This window comes from Thalassobacillus sp. CUG 92003, assembly GCF_013618635.1.
Classification (GTDB): Bacteria; Bacillota; Bacilli; order Bacillales; family Halobacillaceae; genus CUG-92003.
Genome location: NZ_JABLSJ010000009.1, coordinates 1 through 20067, shown reverse-complemented (window position 1 = coordinate 20067; position 20067 = coordinate 1). Strand labels below are relative to the sequence as shown.

22 protein-coding genes and 1 riboswitch are annotated in these 20067 nt (G+C 44.1%); of the genes, 21 read left to right on the top strand and 1 reads right to left on the bottom strand.

Translation table 11 applies throughout. The features are described from left to right. Positions 1-31 precede the first annotated feature (31 nt). The 4 genes from HOP45_RS13875 (at position 32) to HOP45_RS13860 (ending at position 4130) form a co-directional block, all read left to right on the top strand. A complete protein-coding gene (locus tag HOP45_RS13875) occupies positions 32-1501 on the top strand; it encodes a spore germination protein (protein ID WP_181349993.1) in 1470 nt (489 codons plus the stop codon). 125 nt (positions 1502-1626) lie between these two features. Then, the gene (gene lysA / locus HOP45_RS13870) at positions 1627-2919 is read left to right on the top strand and encodes a diaminopimelate decarboxylase (protein ID WP_255437658.1); all 1293 of its coding nucleotides are present in this window, start codon (positions 1627-1629) and stop codon (positions 2917-2919) included. Between the two features lie 18 nt (positions 2920-2937). Beyond that, the gene (locus HOP45_RS13865; RefSeq protein WP_181349992.1) at positions 2938-3372 is read left to right on the top strand and encodes a peptidylprolyl isomerase; all 435 of its coding nucleotides are present in this window, start codon (positions 2938-2940) and stop codon (positions 3370-3372) included. Positions 3373-3761: 389 nt separating this feature from the next. Continuing rightward, positions 3762-4130 carry a GNAT family N-acetyltransferase gene (locus HOP45_RS13860; RefSeq protein WP_181349991.1) on the top strand — a complete coding sequence of 123 codons (369 nt, stop codon included), beginning with the start codon at positions 3762-3764 and terminating at the stop codon, positions 4128-4130. Positions 4131-4168: 38 nt separating this feature from the next. Here the strand turns inward: HOP45_RS13860 and HOP45_RS13855 are convergent, their stop codons facing one another. Further along, positions 4169-4690 (bottom strand): DUF309 domain-containing protein, encoded by a 522-nt coding sequence (locus tag HOP45_RS13855; protein WP_181349990.1) that lies wholly within the window; start codon positions 4688-4690, stop codon positions 4169-4171. A 245-nt stretch (positions 4691-4935) separates the two neighbouring features. On the opposite strand from HOP45_RS13855, the gene HOP45_RS13850 reads away from it, so the two are divergent. From HOP45_RS13850 to HOP45_RS13770, 17 genes are all read left to right on the top strand, one after another. Further along, positions 4936-5685: a segregation/condensation protein A gene (locus tag HOP45_RS13850; RefSeq protein WP_181349989.1), complete on the top strand. Its 750-nt coding sequence runs from the start codon at positions 4936-4938 to the stop codon at positions 5683-5685. Beyond that, the gene (scpB, locus tag HOP45_RS13845) at positions 5682-6287 is read left to right on the top strand and encodes an SMC-Scp complex subunit ScpB (protein ID WP_181349988.1); all 606 of its coding nucleotides are present in this window, start codon (positions 5682-5684) and stop codon (positions 6285-6287) included. The genes HOP45_RS13850 and scpB overlap by 4 nt, the downstream gene beginning before the upstream one ends. Before the next feature lie 70 nt (positions 6288-6357). Continuing rightward, entirely contained in the window at positions 6358-6771 is a 414-nt protein-coding gene (locus HOP45_RS13840; RefSeq protein WP_181349987.1) for a hypothetical protein, read from the top strand. 39 nt (positions 6772-6810) lie between these two features. After that, positions 6811-7308: a DUF3907 family protein gene (locus tag HOP45_RS13835; RefSeq protein ID WP_181349986.1), complete on the top strand. Its 498-nt coding sequence runs from the start codon at positions 6811-6813 to the stop codon at positions 7306-7308. Between the two features lie 268 nt (positions 7309-7576). Next, entirely contained in the window at positions 7577-8653 is a 1077-nt protein-coding gene (locus tag HOP45_RS13830; protein ID WP_255437655.1) for a D-alanyl-D-alanine carboxypeptidase family protein, read from the top strand. After that, the gene (locus tag HOP45_RS13825) at positions 8650-9243 is read left to right on the top strand and encodes a nucleoside recognition domain-containing protein (RefSeq protein WP_181349985.1); all 594 of its coding nucleotides are present in this window, start codon (positions 8650-8652) and stop codon (positions 9241-9243) included. Before HOP45_RS13830 ends, HOP45_RS13825 begins: the two co-directional genes overlap by 4 nt. After that, the gene (locus HOP45_RS13820) at positions 9240-9755 is read left to right on the top strand and encodes a spore maturation protein (RefSeq protein ID WP_181349984.1); all 516 of its coding nucleotides are present in this window, start codon (positions 9240-9242) and stop codon (positions 9753-9755) included. Before HOP45_RS13825 ends, HOP45_RS13820 begins: the two co-directional genes overlap by 4 nt. A 132-nt stretch (positions 9756-9887) precedes the next feature. Continuing rightward, positions 9888-10625, top strand: a complete 738-nt coding sequence (locus tag HOP45_RS13815; RefSeq protein WP_181349983.1) for a pseudouridine synthase — start codon at positions 9888-9890, stop codon at positions 10623-10625. 53 nt (positions 10626-10678) lie between these two features. Beyond that, on the top strand, positions 10679-11215 hold the full coding sequence (gene resA, locus HOP45_RS13810) for a thiol-disulfide oxidoreductase ResA (RefSeq protein WP_181349982.1): 537 nt from the start codon (positions 10679-10681) through the stop codon (positions 11213-11215). A 27-nt stretch (positions 11216-11242) separates the two neighbouring features. Further along, positions 11243-12922, top strand: coding sequence for a cytochrome c biogenesis protein ResB (gene resB, locus HOP45_RS13805; RefSeq protein WP_181349981.1), 1680 nt, complete (start codon positions 11243-11245; stop codon positions 12920-12922). Then, positions 12897-14081, top strand: a complete 1185-nt coding sequence (gene ccsB, locus HOP45_RS13800; RefSeq protein ID WP_181349980.1) for a c-type cytochrome biogenesis protein CcsB — start codon at positions 12897-12899, stop codon at positions 14079-14081. The genes resB and ccsB overlap by 26 nt, the downstream gene beginning before the upstream one ends. Positions 14082-14182: 101 nt before the next feature. Beyond that, positions 14183-14899, top strand: a complete 717-nt coding sequence (locus HOP45_RS13795) for a response regulator transcription factor (RefSeq protein WP_181349979.1) — start codon at positions 14183-14185, stop codon at positions 14897-14899. Next, positions 14899-16689: an ATP-binding protein gene (locus HOP45_RS13790; RefSeq protein ID WP_181349978.1), complete on the top strand. Its 1791-nt coding sequence runs from the start codon at positions 14899-14901 to the stop codon at positions 16687-16689. Before HOP45_RS13795 ends, HOP45_RS13790 begins: the two co-directional genes overlap by 1 nt. Before the next feature lie 68 nt (positions 16690-16757). After that, positions 16758-16938: riboswitch (cobalamin riboswitch) on the top strand. A gap of 188 nt (positions 16939-17126) precedes the next feature. Then, a complete protein-coding gene (locus tag HOP45_RS13785; protein ID WP_181349977.1) occupies positions 17127-17531 on the top strand; it encodes a DUF4430 domain-containing protein in 405 nt (134 codons plus the stop codon). Between the two features lie 5 nt (positions 17532-17536). Continuing rightward, positions 17537-18040, top strand: a complete 504-nt coding sequence (locus HOP45_RS13780) for an ECF transporter S component (protein WP_181349976.1) — start codon at positions 17537-17539, stop codon at positions 18038-18040. A 107-nt stretch (positions 18041-18147) separates the two neighbouring features. Next, positions 18148-18687: an RNA polymerase sigma factor SigX gene (gene sigX, locus HOP45_RS13775; protein ID WP_181349975.1), complete on the top strand. Its 540-nt coding sequence runs from the start codon at positions 18148-18150 to the stop codon at positions 18685-18687. Beyond that, positions 18677-19945, top strand: a complete 1269-nt coding sequence (locus tag HOP45_RS13770; RefSeq protein ID WP_181349974.1) for a GerMN domain-containing protein — start codon at positions 18677-18679, stop codon at positions 19943-19945. Before sigX ends, HOP45_RS13770 begins: the two co-directional genes overlap by 11 nt. The last annotated feature ends 122 nt before the right edge of the window (positions 19946-20067 follow it).

Genomic DNA, 20067 nt, shown 5'->3' with positions numbered 1-20067 from the left:
TAGGATCACCGTGCAGGAAGGAGGCGGACTGATGGCGAATAAGCAAGAACCTCAGATTCCGATTTCATCATATTTAAAAAATAATGAACAGGTTATGGACAAACGTGCTGGTGTGGGAACCTCGTTTGACTTAGGTTATCGGAAATTTCCTGTATTAAAGACAAATGTCAGCATGTATTATGTAACGGGTTTATGTGAAACACCGGTTATCGTAGAGTTGATGAAAGAATTATTAGAACTCAATCATCTTGATAAGGATGAGGACATCTTTGAGCAAATTCATGATCATCTCGTTCACCAGCAGGTAGAGATTGTTGAAACGATAGACGATGCCCTGGTGGAAATGCTCTCGGGTCTTGTCGTGTTTTTTATTGACGGTGAAAGGAAAGCTCTAGTCGTCGATGTGAGGACGTACCCCGGACGGCCTCCACAAGAGCCCGATACGGAAAAAGTGGTGCGAGGGTCGAGAGACGGTTACACCGAGAACATTATTGAGAACACCGCATTGACAAGAAGGCGGGTTCGGGACGGACGGTTGCGCAATGAAATCATGCGGGTAGGTGAGCGCTCAAAAACCGACATCTGTCTCTCCTACATTGATGGGGTGGCGGACCCGGGGTTAGTAAAGTTATTAAAGAAGGAATTAGAGAATATTAAAATCGATGGGCTTTCCATGGCTGATAAAACGGTGGAAGAATTTCTTGTTCATCAGGGTAGAACGCCGTTTCCTTTGGTCCGATATACGGAACGGCCAGATGTGGCATCTGCCCACTTATTAGAGGGGCATGTGCTCGTTATGGTTGATACTTCACCGAGTATGATTATCATGCCTACCACATATTTTCATCATATTCAGCATGCTGAGGAATTCCGACAATCTCCCATCACGGGATCATTTATCCGTTGGATGCGATTCTTAGGCATTTTAGCGTCTGTTTTTTTATTGCCTTTATGGCTGGTATTGGTATTGGATCCATCGCTACTCCCAGAACAGTTGGCGTTTATTGGACCAAGCGAAGAAAGTAGCTTGCCTGTATTTGTTCAGATTTTGATTGCTGATATTGGCATTGAATTTCTGAGGATTGCTGCCATTCATACGCCCACTCCCTTATCGACGGCAATGGGGTTGATTGCAGCTGTATTAATTGGCCAAATCGCCATTGACGTGGGCTTATTTATACCGGAAGTCATTCTCTATGTCGCTATTGCTGCAATAGGGACCTTTGCAACCCCAAGTTACGAATTGAGCGTGGCGAACAAGCTCTGTCGTCTCCTGCTTGTACTTGCCACGGCAATGTTTCAGGTGAAAGGACTGGTCATTGGAGGGATGTTGTATATCTTATTATTGGTTGCGACGAAAACCCTTAACACACCTTATTTATGGCCGTTCATTCCCTTTAATGCAAAAGCCTTGTTCCAAGTGCTTATCAGAATGTCAATTCCATTCACGAAATATCGCCCGAGCGTTGTACACCCCCAAAACAATAAACGGCAACCTTAGTATATTGCCGGTTCTTTATCAATGTGATAAATTAAACGTTAGTAATATGTTATGTTCCTTACTGGTCCACAGTCAGGGACATTTTTCTTTGAGAGCGGAACCGGAATAGGAAAGGCGGATCGATTATGAACAAGAGTGTAGGAGAAAATGGTCATTTAATGATTGGCGGCGTTGATGCTTTAGAGCTTGCCGACCTCTATGGCACGCCGTTGTATGTATATGATGTTGAACGCATCAGAGCAAATGCCCGAGCGTTTGTTGAGACCTTTAAGAGCTTTGGAGTAAAAGCCCAAGTCGCCTATGCCAGTAAAGCGTTCTCATCCATCGCTATGCTTCAAGTGGCTAAACAGGAAGGGTTAAGTTTGGACGTTGTGTCAGAAGGAGAACTTCATACAGCCTTGGAAGCTGGTTTCCCTGTCAAACGGATTCATATGCATGGAAATAACAAAAGCATCCCTGAGCTTGAAATGGCTGTCAAACATGATATTGGATGCATCGTAGTCGATAACTTTCATGAAATTACATTATTGTCTCACATCCTTGATGAACAGCAACGTACCATGGATGTGTTGTTACGGGTGACGCCGGGAATCGAGGCCCATACCCATGATTACATTTTGACCGGACAAGAAGATTCCAAGTTCGGTTTCGACCTCAGCAACGGCCAAGCAGAAGAAGGATTTCTGAAAATACGTGAAGACAAGCGTTTGCGCTTAACCGGGCTGCATTGCCATATCGGATCCCAAATTTTTGAAACAAGCGGCTTCCGGCTGGCCACAAGAAAATTAATTTCAGCCTTATCCCAATGGCAGCGCAATTACAACTTTACGGCCGAAGTGCTTAACCTAGGGGGCGGATTTGGGATTAAGTATACCGATGACGATGATCCTTTAGAATTCGATCAATACGCCAAGGCTTTAATTGAAGAAGTGAAACAACAATCGGATCACTATGCGTATCCGATGCCTGAAATCTGGATCGAACCGGGGAGAGCCATCGTGGGCGATGCTGGAGTGACTTTATATTCTGTGGGCTCGACAAAGGATATTCCTGGAGTAAGACGCTATATTTCAGTCGATGGGGGCATGACGGATAACTTGCGTCCTGCTTTATACCAAGCTCAATATGAAGCTGTAGCGGCGAGCAAGATGAGGGAACCGGCTACTCAGGAGGTTTCCATAGCTGGGAAGTGCTGTGAGTCGGGAGATATGCTAATATGGAACGTGGCGTTACCGGAAGTATCGCCGGGCGATGTCATTGCTGTTTTCAGCACGGGTGCTTATGGTTATTCCATGTCTAACAACTATAATCGTTTCCCGCGCGCTGCTGTCGTGTTTGTTGAACATGCAGAGCATCATCTCGTTATCCAGCGGGAAAGTTTTCAAGATTTAACGCGATTAGACGTATCGTATGAATAAGAAATGGGAGGTTTTATGATGAAAAAAGGAACCATAAAATTTGAGAATGGGGAAACAATCGCTATCGAGTTTTTTCCTGAAGCGGCCCCTAACACCGTGGCGAATTTTGAAAAATTAGCGAACAGCGGGTTTTATGATGATGTTATTTTTCATCGCGTTATTCCCGGATTTGTTGCTCAGGGTGGGGACCCTACAGGCACAGGGACAGGAGGATCCGGTGAAACCATTAAATGTGAAACGGAAGGCAACCCTCATAAACACGTAGCAGGTAGTCTTTCCATGGCTCATGCTGGTAAAGATACAGGAAGCAGCCAATTCTTCCTTGTCCATGAACCCCAGCCTCACTTAGATGGTGTCCATACCGTCTTCGGGCAAGTAACTGAAGGCCTGGATACGGTATTGCGCATCCAAAAAGGTGACACGATGCAAGAAGTGAAAGTTTGGGACGAATAAGCAGAAAGGACACCAACTAGAACTTTGTTGGTGTCCTTTTGGTGGTACGAAACCTTCCATTTGAGGCGGAGTATGAGCGTGGGTTGAATATTTGGCTTGTTTAGATTATGCTATTGCCTGAGGTGTACAATGGCACACTTCAATTTCTGGAGGAATACGATGAAACAGAAAAATGGGATTTTGTTTGCCATACTCTTAACCTTAGGGTTAGTATGGGGATTATATTACTGGTTCGTTATTGTATGATAAATTCCCATCATGTAAAAAGGATGAAGTTTGGTGAAAGATAGCAATAAACAAGAAAAAATTCTTTTTTGGCTCGTCCTGGGCATCGCGGTTTTATTTTTACTATCTATGATTGGAAAGCTATTTTCTTAGTGAGGGATATTATGTTAATTCGATATAAGAAGGCGTTTGAAAAAATCGCCATGGGGCTTTTGTCGTTCATGCCAGAGGAAAAGGATGTCAAAAAGCTTCAACACACAATAAAAGAATACGAGGATAATGAAAAATGGCAGCTGTTCCTATGGAAAGAAGAGGATATCCTGGGGACGGTCGGCGTGCGTATTGAAGAGCAATACGTGATTGTCCAGCACATTTCTGTCAATCCTTCTCATCGTAATATGGGAATTGGAAGGAAAATGATTCAAGGGGTCCGTGAATTTTATTACGGGCAATATGATGTCACCTCGAACGATCTTACGATATCTTTCCTAGAACGTTGCGAAGTGGATAATTCAACTCCTCCAACATCATAAGCACCAGACTTTGGGAACAGCCCGGTTGTCTGGTGTTTTTAGCGTTTTGACTGATCGTCGGCTTGCTTTCGATCCCGTTCAGCAATGACGCCGGTACGGTCACGCCGTTTATGCTTATGGACCAGAAAATCATTTTTCAAATCACTGTCGTCACCGAATGTTACCCCCCACGATTGACACATGTTTTCAGTTTTCTCTAAAAGCTCAGGGTCATGAATCGGTAAATTAATGCTTTGATAAGGCACATCGTGATTGATGTTGGTCTGAACCTTCTGCAAGCAGCCGTATAGTTCTGAATGATCCAGGCCAAGTTTTTCGATTTCTTCATGGCGTTTTGGCCATTTTGCTAAGGCTTTTTCATTCATAATGGAGGCCCCTTTGCTATTGCCACGCCTGTAGTGGTACTGGCAGACAGCGATTTGAATCAGGAGTACCCAGACAGAATCACGCACGCCAGGCTCCCTTTCTTTCCATAATTCTTCTAGCACTTCATGGCATTCAAAATAGTCACGCGTGCCGTGAAAATGGGCTAAGTATTCAATGTAAAGATTTGGATACATATGTGGACCCCTTTTAATTTAATCGTTCTAAAAGTGTAACATAAGCAGCGGATGCGTGTCTTTATTGTCCCGTTGACCCCTCTGGAAAGGTGCTGCCTTGCATGTGTTCGGCAGGAAATTCCGCCTTTTTTCGGTTAACGGTCTTTCGTTTTTTTGGTACCATTTAGATTGCAGGCGAAACGTCTGAAAAATTGGGGACGTCCCGTTGGCAAGATGCCCCTGGACAAAAAAGGAAGCGTATATACATGACAGAGAGTTATCACGTTAAAGTTGAAGGTTTTGAAGGGCCGTTGGATCTGTTGCTTCACTTGATTCAACGTTATGAAATTGATATTTATGATATTCCCGTTGCGCGGATAACCGAGCAGTATATGTCATATATACATACTATGCAGCAGCTAGAACTGGATGTTGCGAGTGAATATCTCGTAATGGCTGCGACGCTTCTTGTCATCAAAAGCCAGATGCTGTTACCGAATCAACCGGAAGCATTTGATGATGAAATGGAGGCGGAGGAAGACCCGCGAGACGAATTGGTTCGAAGACTGGTTGAATATAAGCGCTACAAAAAAGCAGCTCAAGATTTACAGATGAAAGAACTCCAAGCCCATCGCATTTATAGCAAACCGCCTTCTCCCTTGCAGGAATACGGGAACGAACAAGCTCCTGTTGAACCTGGTGAGGCTTCTGTCTATGATATGCTAGCTGCGATGAGCCGTCTGATGACGCGCCAGTCTCCATCAGCCGCTCCCATAGAAACAAAAGTGACACGCGAAGAAATTCCGATTCAAACCCGGATGAATGAAGTGCTTCATTCATTAGGTTCTAACCCCGGCGGTACACGCTTCGAAAATTTGTTTCCGGAACGAACAAAACCTCATGTCGTGGCTACGTTTATGGCTTTGCTCGAATTGATGAAAGCAAATGAGATTACGTGCGTTCAAGCATCACATTTTGATGAATTAATGGTGTACAAACGGGAGGATGCAACATGAAATTAACAGACTATCAAGCAATCATCGAAGGTCTGCTTTTTGCCGCTGGAGACGAAGGGTTGAGTGCCAGGCAGATGGCGAAGCTGCTGGAAGTGGAGATGGATACCGTATACGAAGCGATTGAAGGCTTAAAGGAGGCGTATCAGCAACCAGAGCGAGGCATTTCATTAATGGTTTCCAACCAGGTTTACCATATGACGACTAAAAAAGAGCATGCGCCGTATTACGCTAAGCTTGTGGACGCCCCCCAATCCACGCGATTGTCACAAGCTGCATTAGAAACGTTGGCTATTATCGCCTATCAACAGCCGATCACACGGATTGAAATCGATGACCTTCGCGGCGTGAAGAGTGAACGAGCCATTCATACCCTGACAACGCGGCACCTTATTTATGAAGTCGGCCGAAAAGAAGCAGTCGGACGCCCCATCCTTTATGGAACAACGGCTGATTTTCTTAGTTATTTTGGCTTGGGTTCCTTGGAAGAACTTCCTCCCCTGACAGATTTAGAGCAACATGACAGCGAAGTTGAAGATGAAGCAGATTTATTCTTCCAGTCGCTTTCGGAATCACCTTTATCTTCAGAGGACAATGATGCCTGAACCGCCCGATTTTTTAAGGGAATGTGGTATGATAGTGCTGACTAAGTCGTAAGAACATAGGAGGGTGACAATGGAAATTGTAGCAATCCATGGGGAGCAGCTGGAGAAATCTCAAAAAAATTCACCCGAAGATTTTTTTAACCGTTCAGAAGTGAGATATGTCGATAAAGGAAAAGAACATAAACTTAACGTCGTTTACGTCGCTTATTTTGATTCTAAAATGTCTGAATGCACGCCGTTCAATGAAGACGTCGTGTATGAATCTGATGGGGTCACGTTCGCGATGAAAGATGTGTTCGCCCTTATCGCACTCATAAAGAAACCTGAGTATAAACATCGTCAGCGTGTATATGTTAGTGAGTGGGAGGAGTATAAGGATTACCTCGATCATATGAACTGGACGGAGATCGAACACGTTTGCTCGGTCCTCGCTGCCAAAGAGACGTACGTTATTGAATCAACGCTTTCATTTTTGCAAGCTTGAGAAGACAGACGAATCGGAATTGTTCCAGGAGGAAACGTGATGCGTAATAAAACGGTGTTTGAACAGACAGAAATCGTACATGGGTGCATGGTCCATATTGTTGAGCAGCTTGAGCAATTCTTGAATCATTACAATGTGGAGCGGCTCTCGCTAGGGAACGGCGGTGGCCCTACCCAGTATGAACAGCAGGTATTAAAGTCTTTGAGACGATTAGAAGTTTTTTGTGATGAAGCAAAGGATAAGCTTGCCAGACTCCTGAGTGCCCCCGTCTTTAGGGAAAGTAAGGCGGAGAAGTGCTTGTATGGTATTTATCACCAATGTATTAGCGAATTCTTTTTACCTAAAGAAGAATCGTGGTATGAAAATAGCCGGGCAGCTTATTCCAGCGGTCCATCCATCACGTTTCACCATGTTCCGGGGCCATCGCTTCAAGAGTTGTTTGCTTCCCTGGAGACATCGTTTCACTTCTTGCGGGATGTATTGGATTATTATGATATGGAATATGAACGGAAAAGCTCAACGAAAGAAAAATCATAATATTTGCCCACTCATAGATAGGTCCAATCCATACGAACTTCCTCGTATGGATTTTTAGTAGCTTCAAACGCCCTCTTTCTAACTGAAAACGCTCCATAAAAGCAGAGCCCCTTCCTTGTCAAACTGACTTCTCAAATTGCTGACAATATCCATTCATATTTAATGCAAAACGGAAAAAGAGCTTTGTGTTAAAGGATGGGATGCTGACTCATAATCTTGTCCTCCCAATCATAGAATGAAGCAAGTGAAAAGGCGAGGAGGACAACCTTTGAAAAAGTGGGCCATCATGATAATGACTATCTTAATAATGTTGCCAGCCGGTGCAAGGGCGGAGACATCTTCATCGATTCAAGTGTCAGCGAGACAGGCTGTGTTAATGGACGCTGAATCGGGTCGGGTGTTATATGAAAAAGATGCCCATCAAACCTCCTTGATTGCGAGCACTACAAAAATCATGACAGCGATTGTAGCCATCGAATCGGGGAAATTATCTGAGAAAGCAGATGCTAGCCACCGTTCAGTTCATACAGAAGGGTCTTCGATTTACCTTGAAGAAGGCGAGAAAATGACGTTAAACGATCTTGTTTATGGATTGATGTTGAGGTCCGGAAATGATGCAGCTGTTGCTATAGCGGAACATGTGGGGGGGAGTGTTGAAGGCTTCAATTATCTGATGAATGAAAAAGCAGCCTGGATCGGGATGGATGAGTCACATTTTGATAACCCGCATGGCCTTGATTCCGATACACACTACTCGTCTGCTCACGATCTTGCGTTGTTAATGCGCTATGCGATGAAAAATGAAACCTTCCGCGAGGTTACGAGTAGCGAAAAATACTTATCCCAAAATAGAGACTACGCTTGGATGAACAAAAATAAGTTATTGACCCAGTATTACCCGCATACAACCGGAGGAAAAACGGGCTATACCAAGCAGGCAGGTCGAACGTTGGTCAGTAGTGCTAAAAAAGGTGACTTGGAACTGATCGTCGTGACCTTAAACGCCCCGAGCGACTGGAATGATCATCAACGGTTATACGAATGGGGGTTCAGTGAATATGAACGGGTCAAGCTTCACGATAAGGGAAAAACAGACGTTGAAGGTCGCACCTTTTATTACCCCCAGGACGTGCACCTCCCGCTGAACCAAGAGGAAAAACAAACGGTGCGCTCGGTCATTCAATTATATCCGGAAGAAAACGAATCGATGACAGCAGGAAAAAAGATATACCTGATAGATGATGAACCGATCATTGAGACCAGCTTTTCATCCGAGCCCTATCAAGCGGGTTTCTTCTCGCAACTGAAGTCCATGATTAAAAGCATGGCAGGTTTAGGCGGATGATTAATGTCATCTGGGCAATGCTGGCTGTGATCGGAATTGTATATGCAGGTATCAATGGCACGATGGCTGAGGTTAACCGCGCGATTTTCCAGACAATTGATGACAGCGTTATGATCACCCTCAGCTTAATGGGTGTTTTGATTTTTTGGCTAGGGTTGATGAAGGTGGCTGAAGAAGCAGGTTTGTTGCGGGCATTAGCTAAAGCATTCCGTCCGATTGTGACCAGGCTTTTCCCGGATATACCGCGAGACGACCCGGCCATGGGTTACATATTATCGAATATGACAGCTAACATGCTGGGATTAGGGAATGCTGCAACGCCGATGGGGATCAAGGCGATGAAAGAGATGAAACGATTGTCAGGATCTGATGAGGCGAGTCGTTCGATGATTACGTTCTTAGCATTGAATACATCTTCGCTCACCTTAATCCCCACCACTGTGATAGCGATCAGAATGAAATTTGATTCAGCCGCACCGACGGAAATCATTTCAAGTACGTTGATTGCGACCGCCATTTCAACTATGGCAGCCATATTAATAGATCGGTACTTTTATTATCAACGAAGGAAAAAGGAGAGGCATATATGATCAGCACTTGGTTTATTCCATTGATCATCCTGCTGATATTGGTAACGGCGACAATTAAGCACGTACCGGTCTATGAGAAGTTTGTGGAAGGTGGTAAAGAAGGTATATCCATGGCGATTTCGTTATTGCCGTTTTTAGTAGGTATGATGGTAGCTATTGCAATATTTCGTTCCTCGGGTGCCATGGAAGCAATGTTGACGTGGGTCAGCCCTTTAGCAGAAAGGTTGGGGTTCCCTGAAGAAGTCTTGCCGCTCGCTGTGGTAAGACCTATATCCGGCACAGCTGCATTAAGTGTTACGACAGAACTGATCAAAACGTTCGGCCCCGATTCTTTGATAGGACGTATGGCCTCTACGATGCAAGGTAGTACGGATACCACACTCTACATCTTGACCGTCTATTTTGGAGCGGTAGGGATCAAAAGAATGGGCAATGCGCTTAAAGTCGGATTGCTGGCGGATCTCGTCGGAATAGTAGCTTCGATTGTTGTGGTCCTATTTCTGTTCGCATAAAGTGAGTTTGTTTTGTTAAAAAGGAACAATAGTGTGTATAATGGATATGAAACTGACAGCCACGCTGAACACCAGCGTGGCTTCGTGTTGTCGATTGATGATAGACTCAATAGAAAGAGCAGGTGACATTTCATGTCGAAACAAGAACGACTGCAAAAAGTAATTGCTCATAGCGGAACCACTTCTCGACGAAAAGCGGAGAAATTGATTGTAGACGGACAGGTTAAAGTAAATGGCGAGGTCGTCAAAGAATTGGGAACGAAAGTATCTCATGACGACAAGGTCGAAGTAAACGGCATCCCGTTGGAGAAAGAAGAACCCGTGTATTATTTACTCTATAAACCAAGAGGGGTGATCTCTAGTGTAAGTGACGATAAAGGTCGCAAGGTTGTAACCGATTATCTAGCTGAGGTCAAAGAACGTCTGTTTCCAATCGGGAGGTTAGACTACGATACATCCGGTATTATCTTATTAACGAACGATGGAGAGTTCGCCAATCTGCTCATGCACCCTAAGCATGAAATTGATAAAGTATATGTCGCTAAGACAAAAGGCATTCCAAGTAAGGAAGAACTGCTTTCGTTAAAACAAGGTGTTAGAATTGATGGAGAATATATGAAAGCTGCTCATACCAAGTTGATGTCCGTTGATCGTAAAAAAAATACAGCCATCATCCAAATCATTCTTCACGAAGGTAAAAACAGGCAAATCAGGCGTATGTTCGATAATTTAGGGTATCCGATTGATAAATTAAAACGAGAACGATACGGTTCACTTACGTTACACGGTATGAATGCGGGTGATGCACGCCCATTGACCCCCCATGAAGTAAAGACACTTCGGTTTCAAGCTGAACAAAATGTTGAATAATGTTCAAATTTTGTTCACCCCTATAATGTTATAATGAGCTGGGAGTGAATGAAATGCAGAAAAAAAAGAGACGACTGATCTTTCGCACTGTGCTGCTCACTATAATGGCAGGACTCGTAACCTATGCGTTATTCGCTAACTTTACAAATGATGACCCTGTGGTCGCAGAAGGCGAGCAGGCGCCCAATTTTCAGCTTACCGAATTCGGGACAGATGAATCAAAGGAATTAAAAGATTTTGAAGGAAAAGGCGTGATGCTGAATTTCTGGGCCACTTATTGTGAACCCTGTAAAGATGAGATGCCGCATATGGAGAAGCTGTACGAAGAATATGAAGATAAAGGTGTCGAAATCGTCGCGGTAAACCTTGATTCCACGAACCTGGTCGTGAAACGATTTCTTGAAAAATACGACATATCATTCCCGATTCTCCATGACAAGAATGGACAGGTCATGGATCTTTATAAAGTAGGAAATATTCCTTCGAGCTTATTCATCAATGCTGAAGGAGAGGTCGTAAAGCGCGTGGACCGACAGCTTACACTTGATAAACTTGAAGGATATTTAAAGCAAATTCAGCCAGACGCTTAAGTTATCCAGTAATTGTGAGGTTTTTGTATGAATAATAAAATTACATGTGAATGCGGGCATGTAAATCCCGAGGGCACCGAGTTATGTGAAGCTTGCGGCAAACCGTTGACTCCACAGCAACCTGGACAGGATAATAAGAATGAATCGCTTTTGAATATGCGGTATGATGGCAGTGCGCGTCGTTCTCAAACGTACAACCGGACAGTCATCGATAAAATTTGGAATTTTTTCTCCAGTGTTAAAGTCGGCGTATGGCTGATTGTCATTACGCTGACCGCTTCCATGCTGGGTACTATTTTCCCGCAGGAAATGTACATACCCCCGGGTGTTAACCCTTCCGTTCATTATGAAGATCAATACGGTCTAGCAGGTCAAATTTATTATCAGCTAGGTCTCCATAACCTGTATAGTTCGTGGTGGTATATGATTTTGATTGCGTTGATCGGGATTTCGATTGTCATCGCAAGTATTGACCGGTTTGTGCCATTGCACCGGACATTGAAAAATCAAAAGCCGAAAAGGCACGAACGTTTTATGCGTAAACAACGCTTGTTTGGAAAGAGCCCATCTGCTGATACAGAGTTGCTGAAGCAGCAGTTGAAAAAGCGGCGTTTTAACGTAAGGGAAGAAGATGGTCACATATTAGCTGAAAAGGGACGGTTTGCCAGATGGGGTCCTTATGTAAACCACATTGGTCTCATCATCTTTTTGCTAGGTGCTTTACTACGGTTTGTTCCTTTTATGTATACCGATGATTTTGTCTGGGTTCGTGAAGGGGAAACTAAAGTCATTCCCAGTACAGAAGGTCAGTATTACATTAAAAATGAAGACTTCATATTAGAAACGTATGACGAAGACGACCCCCGTTATAAAGAAGCCCTGCAGCAACAAGGCGGCCAAGTTCCGAAAAACTATCAAACGAACGCTGTTATTTACGAACGGAAGGACGACGCCACGGTCGGCACAGATCCAGAGTTGGAAGTATTAAAAGAAACACATTCAAAAGTCAATCAGCCGATTAAATTTGATGGTTACAGTTTATATCAAGCAAGTTTTCAGCAAAATGAATTCAGCAGCATGACATTCAATCTTCATGACACGGGTAATGAAGATAATGTGCACGGCACATTTACAATCGATTTGTCAGATCCACAGTCAGAATATGAACTCGAGGACGGTTATCGAGTAGTTATCAATGAATATTTTCCTGAATACGAGCTTGAGGATGGAGCGCCTGTTTCCAAATCCAAGTACCCAAAAAATCCTGCATTCGTGTTCGAGGTCCATCCTCCGGGGGATGCAGAACCTGAAGTGAGCTTTGCCGGTATTGGTCGTAACATCGATCCTACAAATGAAAACGATTATAAGCTTGGAATTGAAGATTTCGAGATGAGGGACGTATCCGGTCTCACGGTGAAAAAGGATCACACGCTTCCGTTCTTAGGATTAGGCGGCGCCATTTTCATGATTGGGGTCATGCAGGGTATGTACTGGAATCATCGCCGCATCTGGATTCACCCTAAAGATAATGAAGTTTGGGTAGCCGGGCACACCAATAAGAATTGGTATGGCTTGAAAAAAGATATGGAGAGAGCATTTAATGATACAGGTCTCTCCGTTCCGGAAGATCAACAGGAAATAAAAGCCGCATCTGAAAAACCCCGGGCAAAGGAGGATGAACATGGAGTTAAGCACAATCAGCAGTAATTTACTGTATGCAGCATTTTTTATTTATTTAGCGGCCATACTTTTTTTTGGAGCTACAGTTAAGGATAAGAACAGTGGGAAGGCCAGTAAAGCAGGTAAAATAGGAATAACCTTGACTGTGATCGGTTTCCTCTCACAGGTTGGCTATTTTTTCACACGGTGGGTGGCAAGCGCTCATGCCCCTGTCAGTAATTTGTTTGAATATACAACGTTCTTCGGTATGATGTTAGTTTTGGCATTTATTGTGATTTACTCCATTTACCGTCTCAACATTCTTGGGTTGTTTACGTTGCCTGTAGCAGTGTTGATCATAGCATATGCAAGTATGTTCCCGAGAGAAATCTCGCCGCTTGTGCCTTCTCTGCAAACGCATTGGTTATATATTCATGTCACAACTGCTGCGCTTGGTCAGGCTATTTTAGCGGTCAGTTTTGCTGCGGGTCTCTTATTTTTAATTCGTCAGATCGACCAATCTCAGAAGTCTAAGCACACATTCTGGTTGGAATTCGTGATGTATATTGTCTTTTCTACCCTCGGATTTATTATCGTATCCAGTGCTTTCAGCGGGTTCGGTTACCAGGTGGCGTTCCAAGCTCCTATAGAAGGCGAGATGACAGCAATTGAGTATGAAATGCCTGCTATTGCTGGTCCGCATGATGGTGAATTGACATCTTCCGGTAAGATGGCACCGTGGTTCGATGCTCCTGTATGGATGCGGGGAGTGGATGCTGCTCAAAAGTTTAACACATTGATTTGGTCATTATTGTCCGGGCTAGTGCTCTACGGGGCAGTGCGACTGATCTTGAGAAAACGTATAGCCGCAAGTATTCAGCCCTGGTTGAAAAAAGCGAATCCTGATATTATTGATGAAGTCTCTTATCGCGCAGTGACCATCGGATTCCCTATCTTCACGTTAGGCGCTTTAATTTTCGCAATGATTTGGGCCCAACAAGCTTGGGATCGCTTCTGGGGTTGGGATCCTAAGGAAGTCTGGGCATTGATCACATGGCTGTTCTATGCTGCCTTTTTACATTTACGACTCTCGAGAGGCTGGCACGGCACAAATTCGGCTTGGTTGGCTGTCGGTGGTTTTGCTATCATCATGTTTAATTTAATTGCGGTGAATTTAGTGATTTCCGGACTTCATTCATATGCGTAGGTCACAAAAGGGGAGTTTTCAAAAACTCCCCTTAACGTCGTGAAACGTATATGGCGATCTGACCAATACTAAAGGTCAATACTTATGAGGGAGCGATTGTCATGGAGAAAGAAGCCCGAATATTAGTTGTAGATGATGAAGATAGAATACGGCGATTAGTAAGACTTTACTTGGAAAAAGAAGATTATGAAGTTGAAGAAGCAGCAGATGGAGATGAGGCATTGACGCTTGCCTTGAATCAAGACTATGATGTCATTTTACTCGATCTCATGATGCCAGGAACGGACGGGATTGAAGTGTGTCAGCGATTACGCGAAAAAAAATCCACACCCGTCATCATGCTGACGGCTAAAGGTGAAGAAGCCAATCGTGTTCAAGGGTTCGAAGTGGGTACGGATGATTATATCGTCAAACCATTTAGCCCGCGTGAAGTCGTTTTACGTGTGAAAGCGTTGCTTAGACGATCATCCCAGACGCGATTCCTGGACACTGAAACGGCCGCACGGAACGTCATCGTTTTCCCACATCTCACCATTGATCTTGACGCTCACCGCGTCACGGCTGATGGAAAAGAAGTGATGTTGACACCTAAGGAGTATGAACTCTTGTACTATTTGGCTAAATCGCCCGATAAAGTATTTGCGCGAGAGGAATTACTTAAAGAGGTATGGCAATATGAATTCTTCGGTGACCTACGCACAGTCGATACACACGTCAAACGCCTGAGGGAAAAATTGAGCAAAGTCTCAGCCAATGCCGCCGCCATGATCGTGACGGTTTGGGGTGTCGGATATAAATTCGAGGTTAATGGTAGCTGATGTTCTGGCGCAGTGTAGTCGGAAAATTATGGTTCACCATCCTGTTGATGGTTTCGTTCGTTCTCTTCATCTTAACGGTTTTATTATTGGAGTTCTTTGAGAACTATCATGTGATTGAGGCTGAAGAAGAGTTACTTCAGACAGCCGGACGTGTGGCTGAAACGATTGAGAGTCATGACGATCGGGAGCTTGGGTTAGAGATCGCCGAACAAATGAAAGATCCTTCAAGCCGCATTATGATTACCTTTGGCAATGACAACGTCTGGATGTCGAGCGAACAAAATGATTTACCTGATATCAATGAGCAGTGGGTCCGCTCTGATCCTGAGTTAGCTCGCGTGTTTGAGGATCAAGCTGATGTGAAGAAAATAGCTGATTTAGACAATGATGAGCGGCAAGTAGTCGTTGTGGGGACACCTTTTCCGAATAGAGAAGGGGGCGTCTTTGTTTATCAGCCTCTAGATATTATCGAAGAAACGAGCCGGCAAACGACGAAAATTATTTTTCTTGCCGCTGGCATAGCGATCTTCCTCACTACGATATTCGCTTTTTTCTTGTCAACTCGAATTACTGCACCCTTGATAAAAATGCGTGAAGGAGCATTAGAACTGGCTGAAGGTGAGTTTAATACGAAAATTCCTATATTGACCCACGATGAAATAGGCGAATTGGCTATGGCTTTCAATCGTATGGGAAGGCAGCTTAAGTATCATATCAATGCAGTGAATCAAGAGAAAGAACAGCTTTCCGGAATATTAAGTTCCATGGCAGATGGTGTGATAACGTTCAATCGACAAGGTGAAATCTTAATTACAAACCCTCCTGCGGGTCAATACTTAGAAGCAGTGGAATATCATTCTGATGCCATGTCAAATGGGGAAGTGACGAAAGAGCAGAGCTTCCTGCCAGATGAGCTGTCTCAATTATTCAATCGTGTGATTACGCAGGAAACAGAAGTCATGACAGAAACTAACGTGCAAGGTCGTACATGGGTTATTATTATGACGCCTCTATACGATAAAGCTTTTGTCAGAGGAGCGGTAGCTGTTATCCGGGATATGACAGAAGAAAGACGCCTTGATAAATTGCGAAAAGATTTCATAGCCAACGTTTCCCATGAACTTCGCACACCTATATCAATGCTGCAAGGTTACAGTGAAGCCATCGTGGATGATGTAGCTGAAACCAACGAAGAGAAAAATGAACTGGCCGATATCATTCACGATGAATCATTACGTATCGGCCGTTTAGTTAATGAGTTATTGGACCTGGCGCGTATGGAAGCAGGCCATATCTCGTTAAGCAAGGAAGCTGTGGATGTGTCGCCTTTCATAGAAAGAATCATTCATAAGTTTCAAGGACCTGCTCAAGAAAAGCAAGTTGATTTGCGAATGAACATCGATATGCCTGAGCAATACATTGACATGGATCCTGACCGGATTGAACAGGTGATGACCAACTTAATTGACAATGCAATCCGTCACACTCCCGTTAAAGGCACCGTTGAGATTAACGTGACTAAAGAAAACGAGTGGGTTGAAGTGTCTATTCAAGATTCCGGTACCGGGATCGCTGAAGAGGATCTGCCGTTTGTGTTTGAACGCTTTTATAAAGCCGATAGGGCAAGAAAGCGTAAAGATGGCAAAAAAGGAACCGGCCTTGGTTTGGCAATCGCCAAAAACATCGTTGAAGCACACGACGGTTTCATTAACGTGCATAGTAAAGAAGGTAAAGGTACAATTTTCAGCTTCCATTTGCCAGAAGGAGCCGAAAATTCAGATAACCTGTAAGAAAATCTTGTTGTTCATGAAACATTTAATTTTACAAATAGTAAAAGTGTGGTAATCTATTAATTGAACTGAATATTAAGAATGAGGGTGCCGTTTCGGCATAATAGGGAATCCGGTGAAAGCCCGGGGCTGTCCTCGCAACTGTTAAGGCTGACGAAACAAGAAGATCCACTGTACGCTTGGGTATGGGAAGGACTTGGAGTAGGAAGAGGCCTAAGCCAGTAGACCTGCCTGACTTCTTAGTTTCAAAGCTCCGGGGATTGAGCGTTTGAGACAGCCGATCGGGTCTATTTTGTTTGTTATGAAGATCATATATTGGTATGTCTTAAGCCTATCCTGCTTCAGGGTAGGCTTTTGTAGTGTCTGAAATCGGCTGTACATGAATCAAGTCCAATCGCTGAGTGTCAAATCAGATTAATAGGGGGAGGAAGGTTATCATGAAGTGGTTGTCATCATTTTTATTCGCATGTATGTTAATGGGAAGTGTCCTGACAGGCTGCCAATCTGATGGGGGCGAGTCGCAGGAAGCAAATACGGAAAAAGAACAGCAGGAAGAAGTAAATGTAACTGTTAACATCACCCAAAATAATGGAGAGGAAACAGTCGCTGAAGAGGAATTGACCGTAGAGGAAGGCGCCGTATTGATGGACGTGATGAAAAACAACTTTGACATTAAAGAAGAAGATGGATTCATTACGAGCATTGAAGGTGTTTCTGCTGAAGAAGGAGAACAAAAAGCTTGGATGTATACCATTAACGGAGAGGAAGCGTCTACAGGTGCCAATGAGTATGAAGTAAAAGATGATGATAATATCGAATTCGATTTTGCAGCTTGGGAATGATGAGGATGAATACCTACAAGCTCACCTTGATCGCTATGTTGGCTGCATTAGCAGTGGCAGGCCGGTTTATGCTAGCTGGCCTGCCGAATATCCAGCCCGTCACGGCGATCATCATCTTAACAGGTTTTTGGATGGGGCCGCTTGCGGCAGTATGTGTAGCTGCTTTAACGACCTTTTTATCTAATGTGTTGCTCGGGATGGGACCCTGGGTAGTATGGCAGGGCACTGCCTGGATATTGATCGGGGCGGGAGCCGGGTTGTTAGGGCATTATCGTGCTCATGTGCCCTTCTGGGGCCTCTCCATATACGGAGCTATGAGCGGTTTTTTCTTCGGTCTCGTTCTTTCTTTAACGATGAGGGCTGCGGGACAGCCGTTTTGGGGTTACTATTTAGCAGGACTCCCTTTTGATGGATACCATGCCTTAAGCAATGCCGGCTTCATCCTAGTTTTAGCCCCACTTGTTCAACGCTTGTTTTTTCGTTACCAGAATCAATATTTGACGATATGATACCAGCCAAAATTCAGGTTGGTATTTTTTTGTGGAACATATTATGATTAAGAGTGAAACATTTTGTCTTACATAAACGACTATACCTATGAACGGGAGGAACACATATGAAAGCTGTGTTCGAACGTCTTTACGATCACTATCATCGAGACGTTTTTCAGTTCATCCTTTATATGGTGAAAAATAGAGACTTGGCAGAAGATCTTGTGCAAGATGTCTATATTAAAGTGATGAAATCGTATGATTCTTTTAACGGAAAAAGCAGTGAAAAAACGTGGTTGTTCTCCATTGCCCGCCATGTCACCATCGACCATTTCCGCAAGCAAAAACGGACGCGCGAACGTATTATGGAATTTTTTGATTGGGGGGAACAGGGAGAGCGCTTGAAAGATAACGAGCCTTTACCTGAAGAAATTACGATTCAGAAAGAAGAGATGAAAAAAGTGTACCGAGGTCTGGATTATTGTACGGTCAACCAGAAGAGTGTCATCATACTTCGATTCATTCAGTCGATGTCAATTGAAGAAACCGCGGCTATTCTGGGGTGGAGTGAAAGTAAAGTGAAAACAACACAGCATAGAGGAATGAAGGCACTGAAGGAACAGTTAGAGAAGCTGGAAGAGGAGGGGATAGAACATGAAGCGTGAGCCGCATCGATTTGATGACGAAAACATAAAAAAACAGTTGAAACAGATGCCGACCATAGAAGATCATCAAACCAAAGATGAGCTTTACCGAAAGATCTCACCGCATGTTTCAAAACCAGCCAGCAAAAAGAAAAGAACCTGGTTTGCGCCTGCAGTGGCAACGTGCGCTGTCCTCCTCCTGCTGGCATTGATTCTCCCGACTGTTATGCTGAATTCAAATCAAGGGTCAGCGCCATTGAATGATTCGGCTGATCAAGCTGAATCCAGCGGGGAGAAGGCGAATGAATCATCCGAAGAGACGACGAGTGAAGATGCGCAGCCAGAAGGTGCAGAGGAATCTGAATCCCAGCAGGAGAATCCTTCACATGATTCTTTGAAGAAAGAACCTGATGCTTCTTCTCAAGCTGAAGATGGGGGTGAAGCGAGCTTCTCTGAAGACGCTGGGCCTCAGCTTAATAGCCATGTTGTCACCTCCTCAGAGGAGGGTGCCGTTCAAGTTGCCTTTCCGGAACCTAGTGGTCAGTATGTCGTACCCGTGACGCTTCAATCTGACAGCGATGCGCAGAAGAGCCTGATAGACATCCTTAATGAAGGAGTAGAGGAATATGTGCAACCCGAGACCTTGGGGTTACTTGAATTTATGTTAGAAGGTTTTACTTTTTCTGTGGATGAATCTGGCAAGACAGCTCGTATAACAGCTCCTGAAGGATTCTCCAGTCAAGGATCCTCAGCTGATGTCTTATTTGTTGATAGTGTTCAGTCGATGTTCAGCTCAACGGTAGTCGAGGAAGTGGCGTTAAAAGATAATCAAGGCAACCCCCTCGTTCTTGGTAATTATGGGGAACTCACGTCACTTACTGTCGAAAAGGAAGAACGTGCGGCCTATAAAATATTTCAAGCTAATAACGAAACGCCGCAATTGTTGATTCCGATCAAAGCCGATTATCGTGAAGTTTCTGAGGCGATTGAGGAACTGAAAGAAAGTGAAAGTCAAAATAAAATTTATCCCAGTATACCTGAGCAAATTGCCATTAATGATATCAACGCGGCAGAAGACAGCGTAACCATCCAATTCAATGATGCGCAAGACTGGGAGGCCAACCAGGAAATATTGAATATGGTTGAATCCATCCTTATGACGGTCAAGGCGTTCGGTTATGAAGAAGTCGTCTTCGAGTCACCTGGACGATCCCAAATTGGGCCCTATGATTTAACCGGGAGCATCTCCGTTCCAAGCAATCCCAATCCGATTGATTGACTTCAGGAAGAGGTGCTAGCACAGGGAAAAGCGATTTCAAACTCCGTTTCGAGACTTTTGTGTATGTGGATGCTGGCTGGGAAAACGGATCGCTTTCCGTGGGCATGGGGTGAGCTTCCTCA

Bases quoted from the DNA above. Each gene is read 5' to 3' on its own strand.
- HOP45_RS13825 (WP_181349985.1), top strand. From the start codon at position 8,650: ATGATTAATGTCATCTGGGCAATGCTGGCTGTGATCGGAATTGTATAT.
- HOP45_RS13790 (WP_181349978.1), top strand. From the start codon at position 14,899: ATGTTCTGGCGCAGTGTAGTCGGAAAATTATGGTTCACCATCCTGTTG.
- HOP45_RS13795 (WP_181349979.1), top strand. From the start codon at position 14,183: ATGGAGAAAGAAGCCCGAATATTAGTTGTAGATGATGAAGATAGAATA.
- sigX (WP_181349975.1), top strand. From the start codon at position 18,148: ATGAAAGCTGTGTTCGAACGTCTTTACGATCACTATCATCGAGACGTT.
- HOP45_RS13785 (WP_181349977.1), top strand. From the start codon at position 17,127: ATGAAGTGGTTGTCATCATTTTTATTCGCATGTATGTTAATGGGAAGT.
- scpB (WP_181349988.1), top strand. From the start codon at position 5,682: ATGAAATTAACAGACTATCAAGCAATCATCGAAGGTCTGCTTTTTGCC.
- HOP45_RS13835 (WP_181349986.1), top strand. From the start codon at position 6,811: ATGCGTAATAAAACGGTGTTTGAACAGACAGAAATCGTACATGGGTGC.
- lysA (WP_255437658.1), top strand. From the start codon at position 1,627: ATGAACAAGAGTGTAGGAGAAAATGGTCATTTAATGATTGGCGGCGTT.
- HOP45_RS13865 (WP_181349992.1), top strand. From the start codon at position 2,938: ATGAAAAAAGGAACCATAAAATTTGAGAATGGGGAAACAATCGCTATC.
- resB (WP_181349981.1), top strand. From the start codon at position 11,243: ATGAATAATAAAATTACATGTGAATGCGGGCATGTAAATCCCGAGGGC.
- HOP45_RS13770 (WP_181349974.1), top strand. From the start codon at position 18,677: ATGAAGCGTGAGCCGCATCGATTTGATGACGAAAACATAAAAAAACAG.
- HOP45_RS13850 (WP_181349989.1), top strand. From the start codon at position 4,936: ATGACAGAGAGTTATCACGTTAAAGTTGAAGGTTTTGAAGGGCCGTTG.
- HOP45_RS13875 (WP_181349993.1), top strand. From the start codon at position 32: ATGGCGAATAAGCAAGAACCTCAGATTCCGATTTCATCATATTTAAAA.
- HOP45_RS13780 (WP_181349976.1), top strand. From the start codon at position 17,537: ATGAATACCTACAAGCTCACCTTGATCGCTATGTTGGCTGCATTAGCA.
- resA (WP_181349982.1), top strand. From the start codon at position 10,679: ATGCAGAAAAAAAAGAGACGACTGATCTTTCGCACTGTGCTGCTCACT.
- HOP45_RS13815 (WP_181349983.1), top strand. From the start codon at position 9,888: ATGTCGAAACAAGAACGACTGCAAAAAGTAATTGCTCATAGCGGAACC.
- HOP45_RS13840 (WP_181349987.1), top strand. From the start codon at position 6,358: ATGGAAATTGTAGCAATCCATGGGGAGCAGCTGGAGAAATCTCAAAAA.
- HOP45_RS13860 (WP_181349991.1), top strand. From the start codon at position 3,762: ATGTTAATTCGATATAAGAAGGCGTTTGAAAAAATCGCCATGGGGCTT.
- HOP45_RS13820 (WP_181349984.1), top strand. From the start codon at position 9,240: ATGATCAGCACTTGGTTTATTCCATTGATCATCCTGCTGATATTGGTA.
- HOP45_RS13855 (WP_181349990.1), bottom strand. From the start codon at position 4,690: ATGTATCCAAATCTTTACATTGAATACTTAGCCCATTTTCACGGCACG.
- ccsB (WP_181349980.1), top strand. From the start codon at position 12,897: ATGGAGTTAAGCACAATCAGCAGTAATTTACTGTATGCAGCATTTTTT.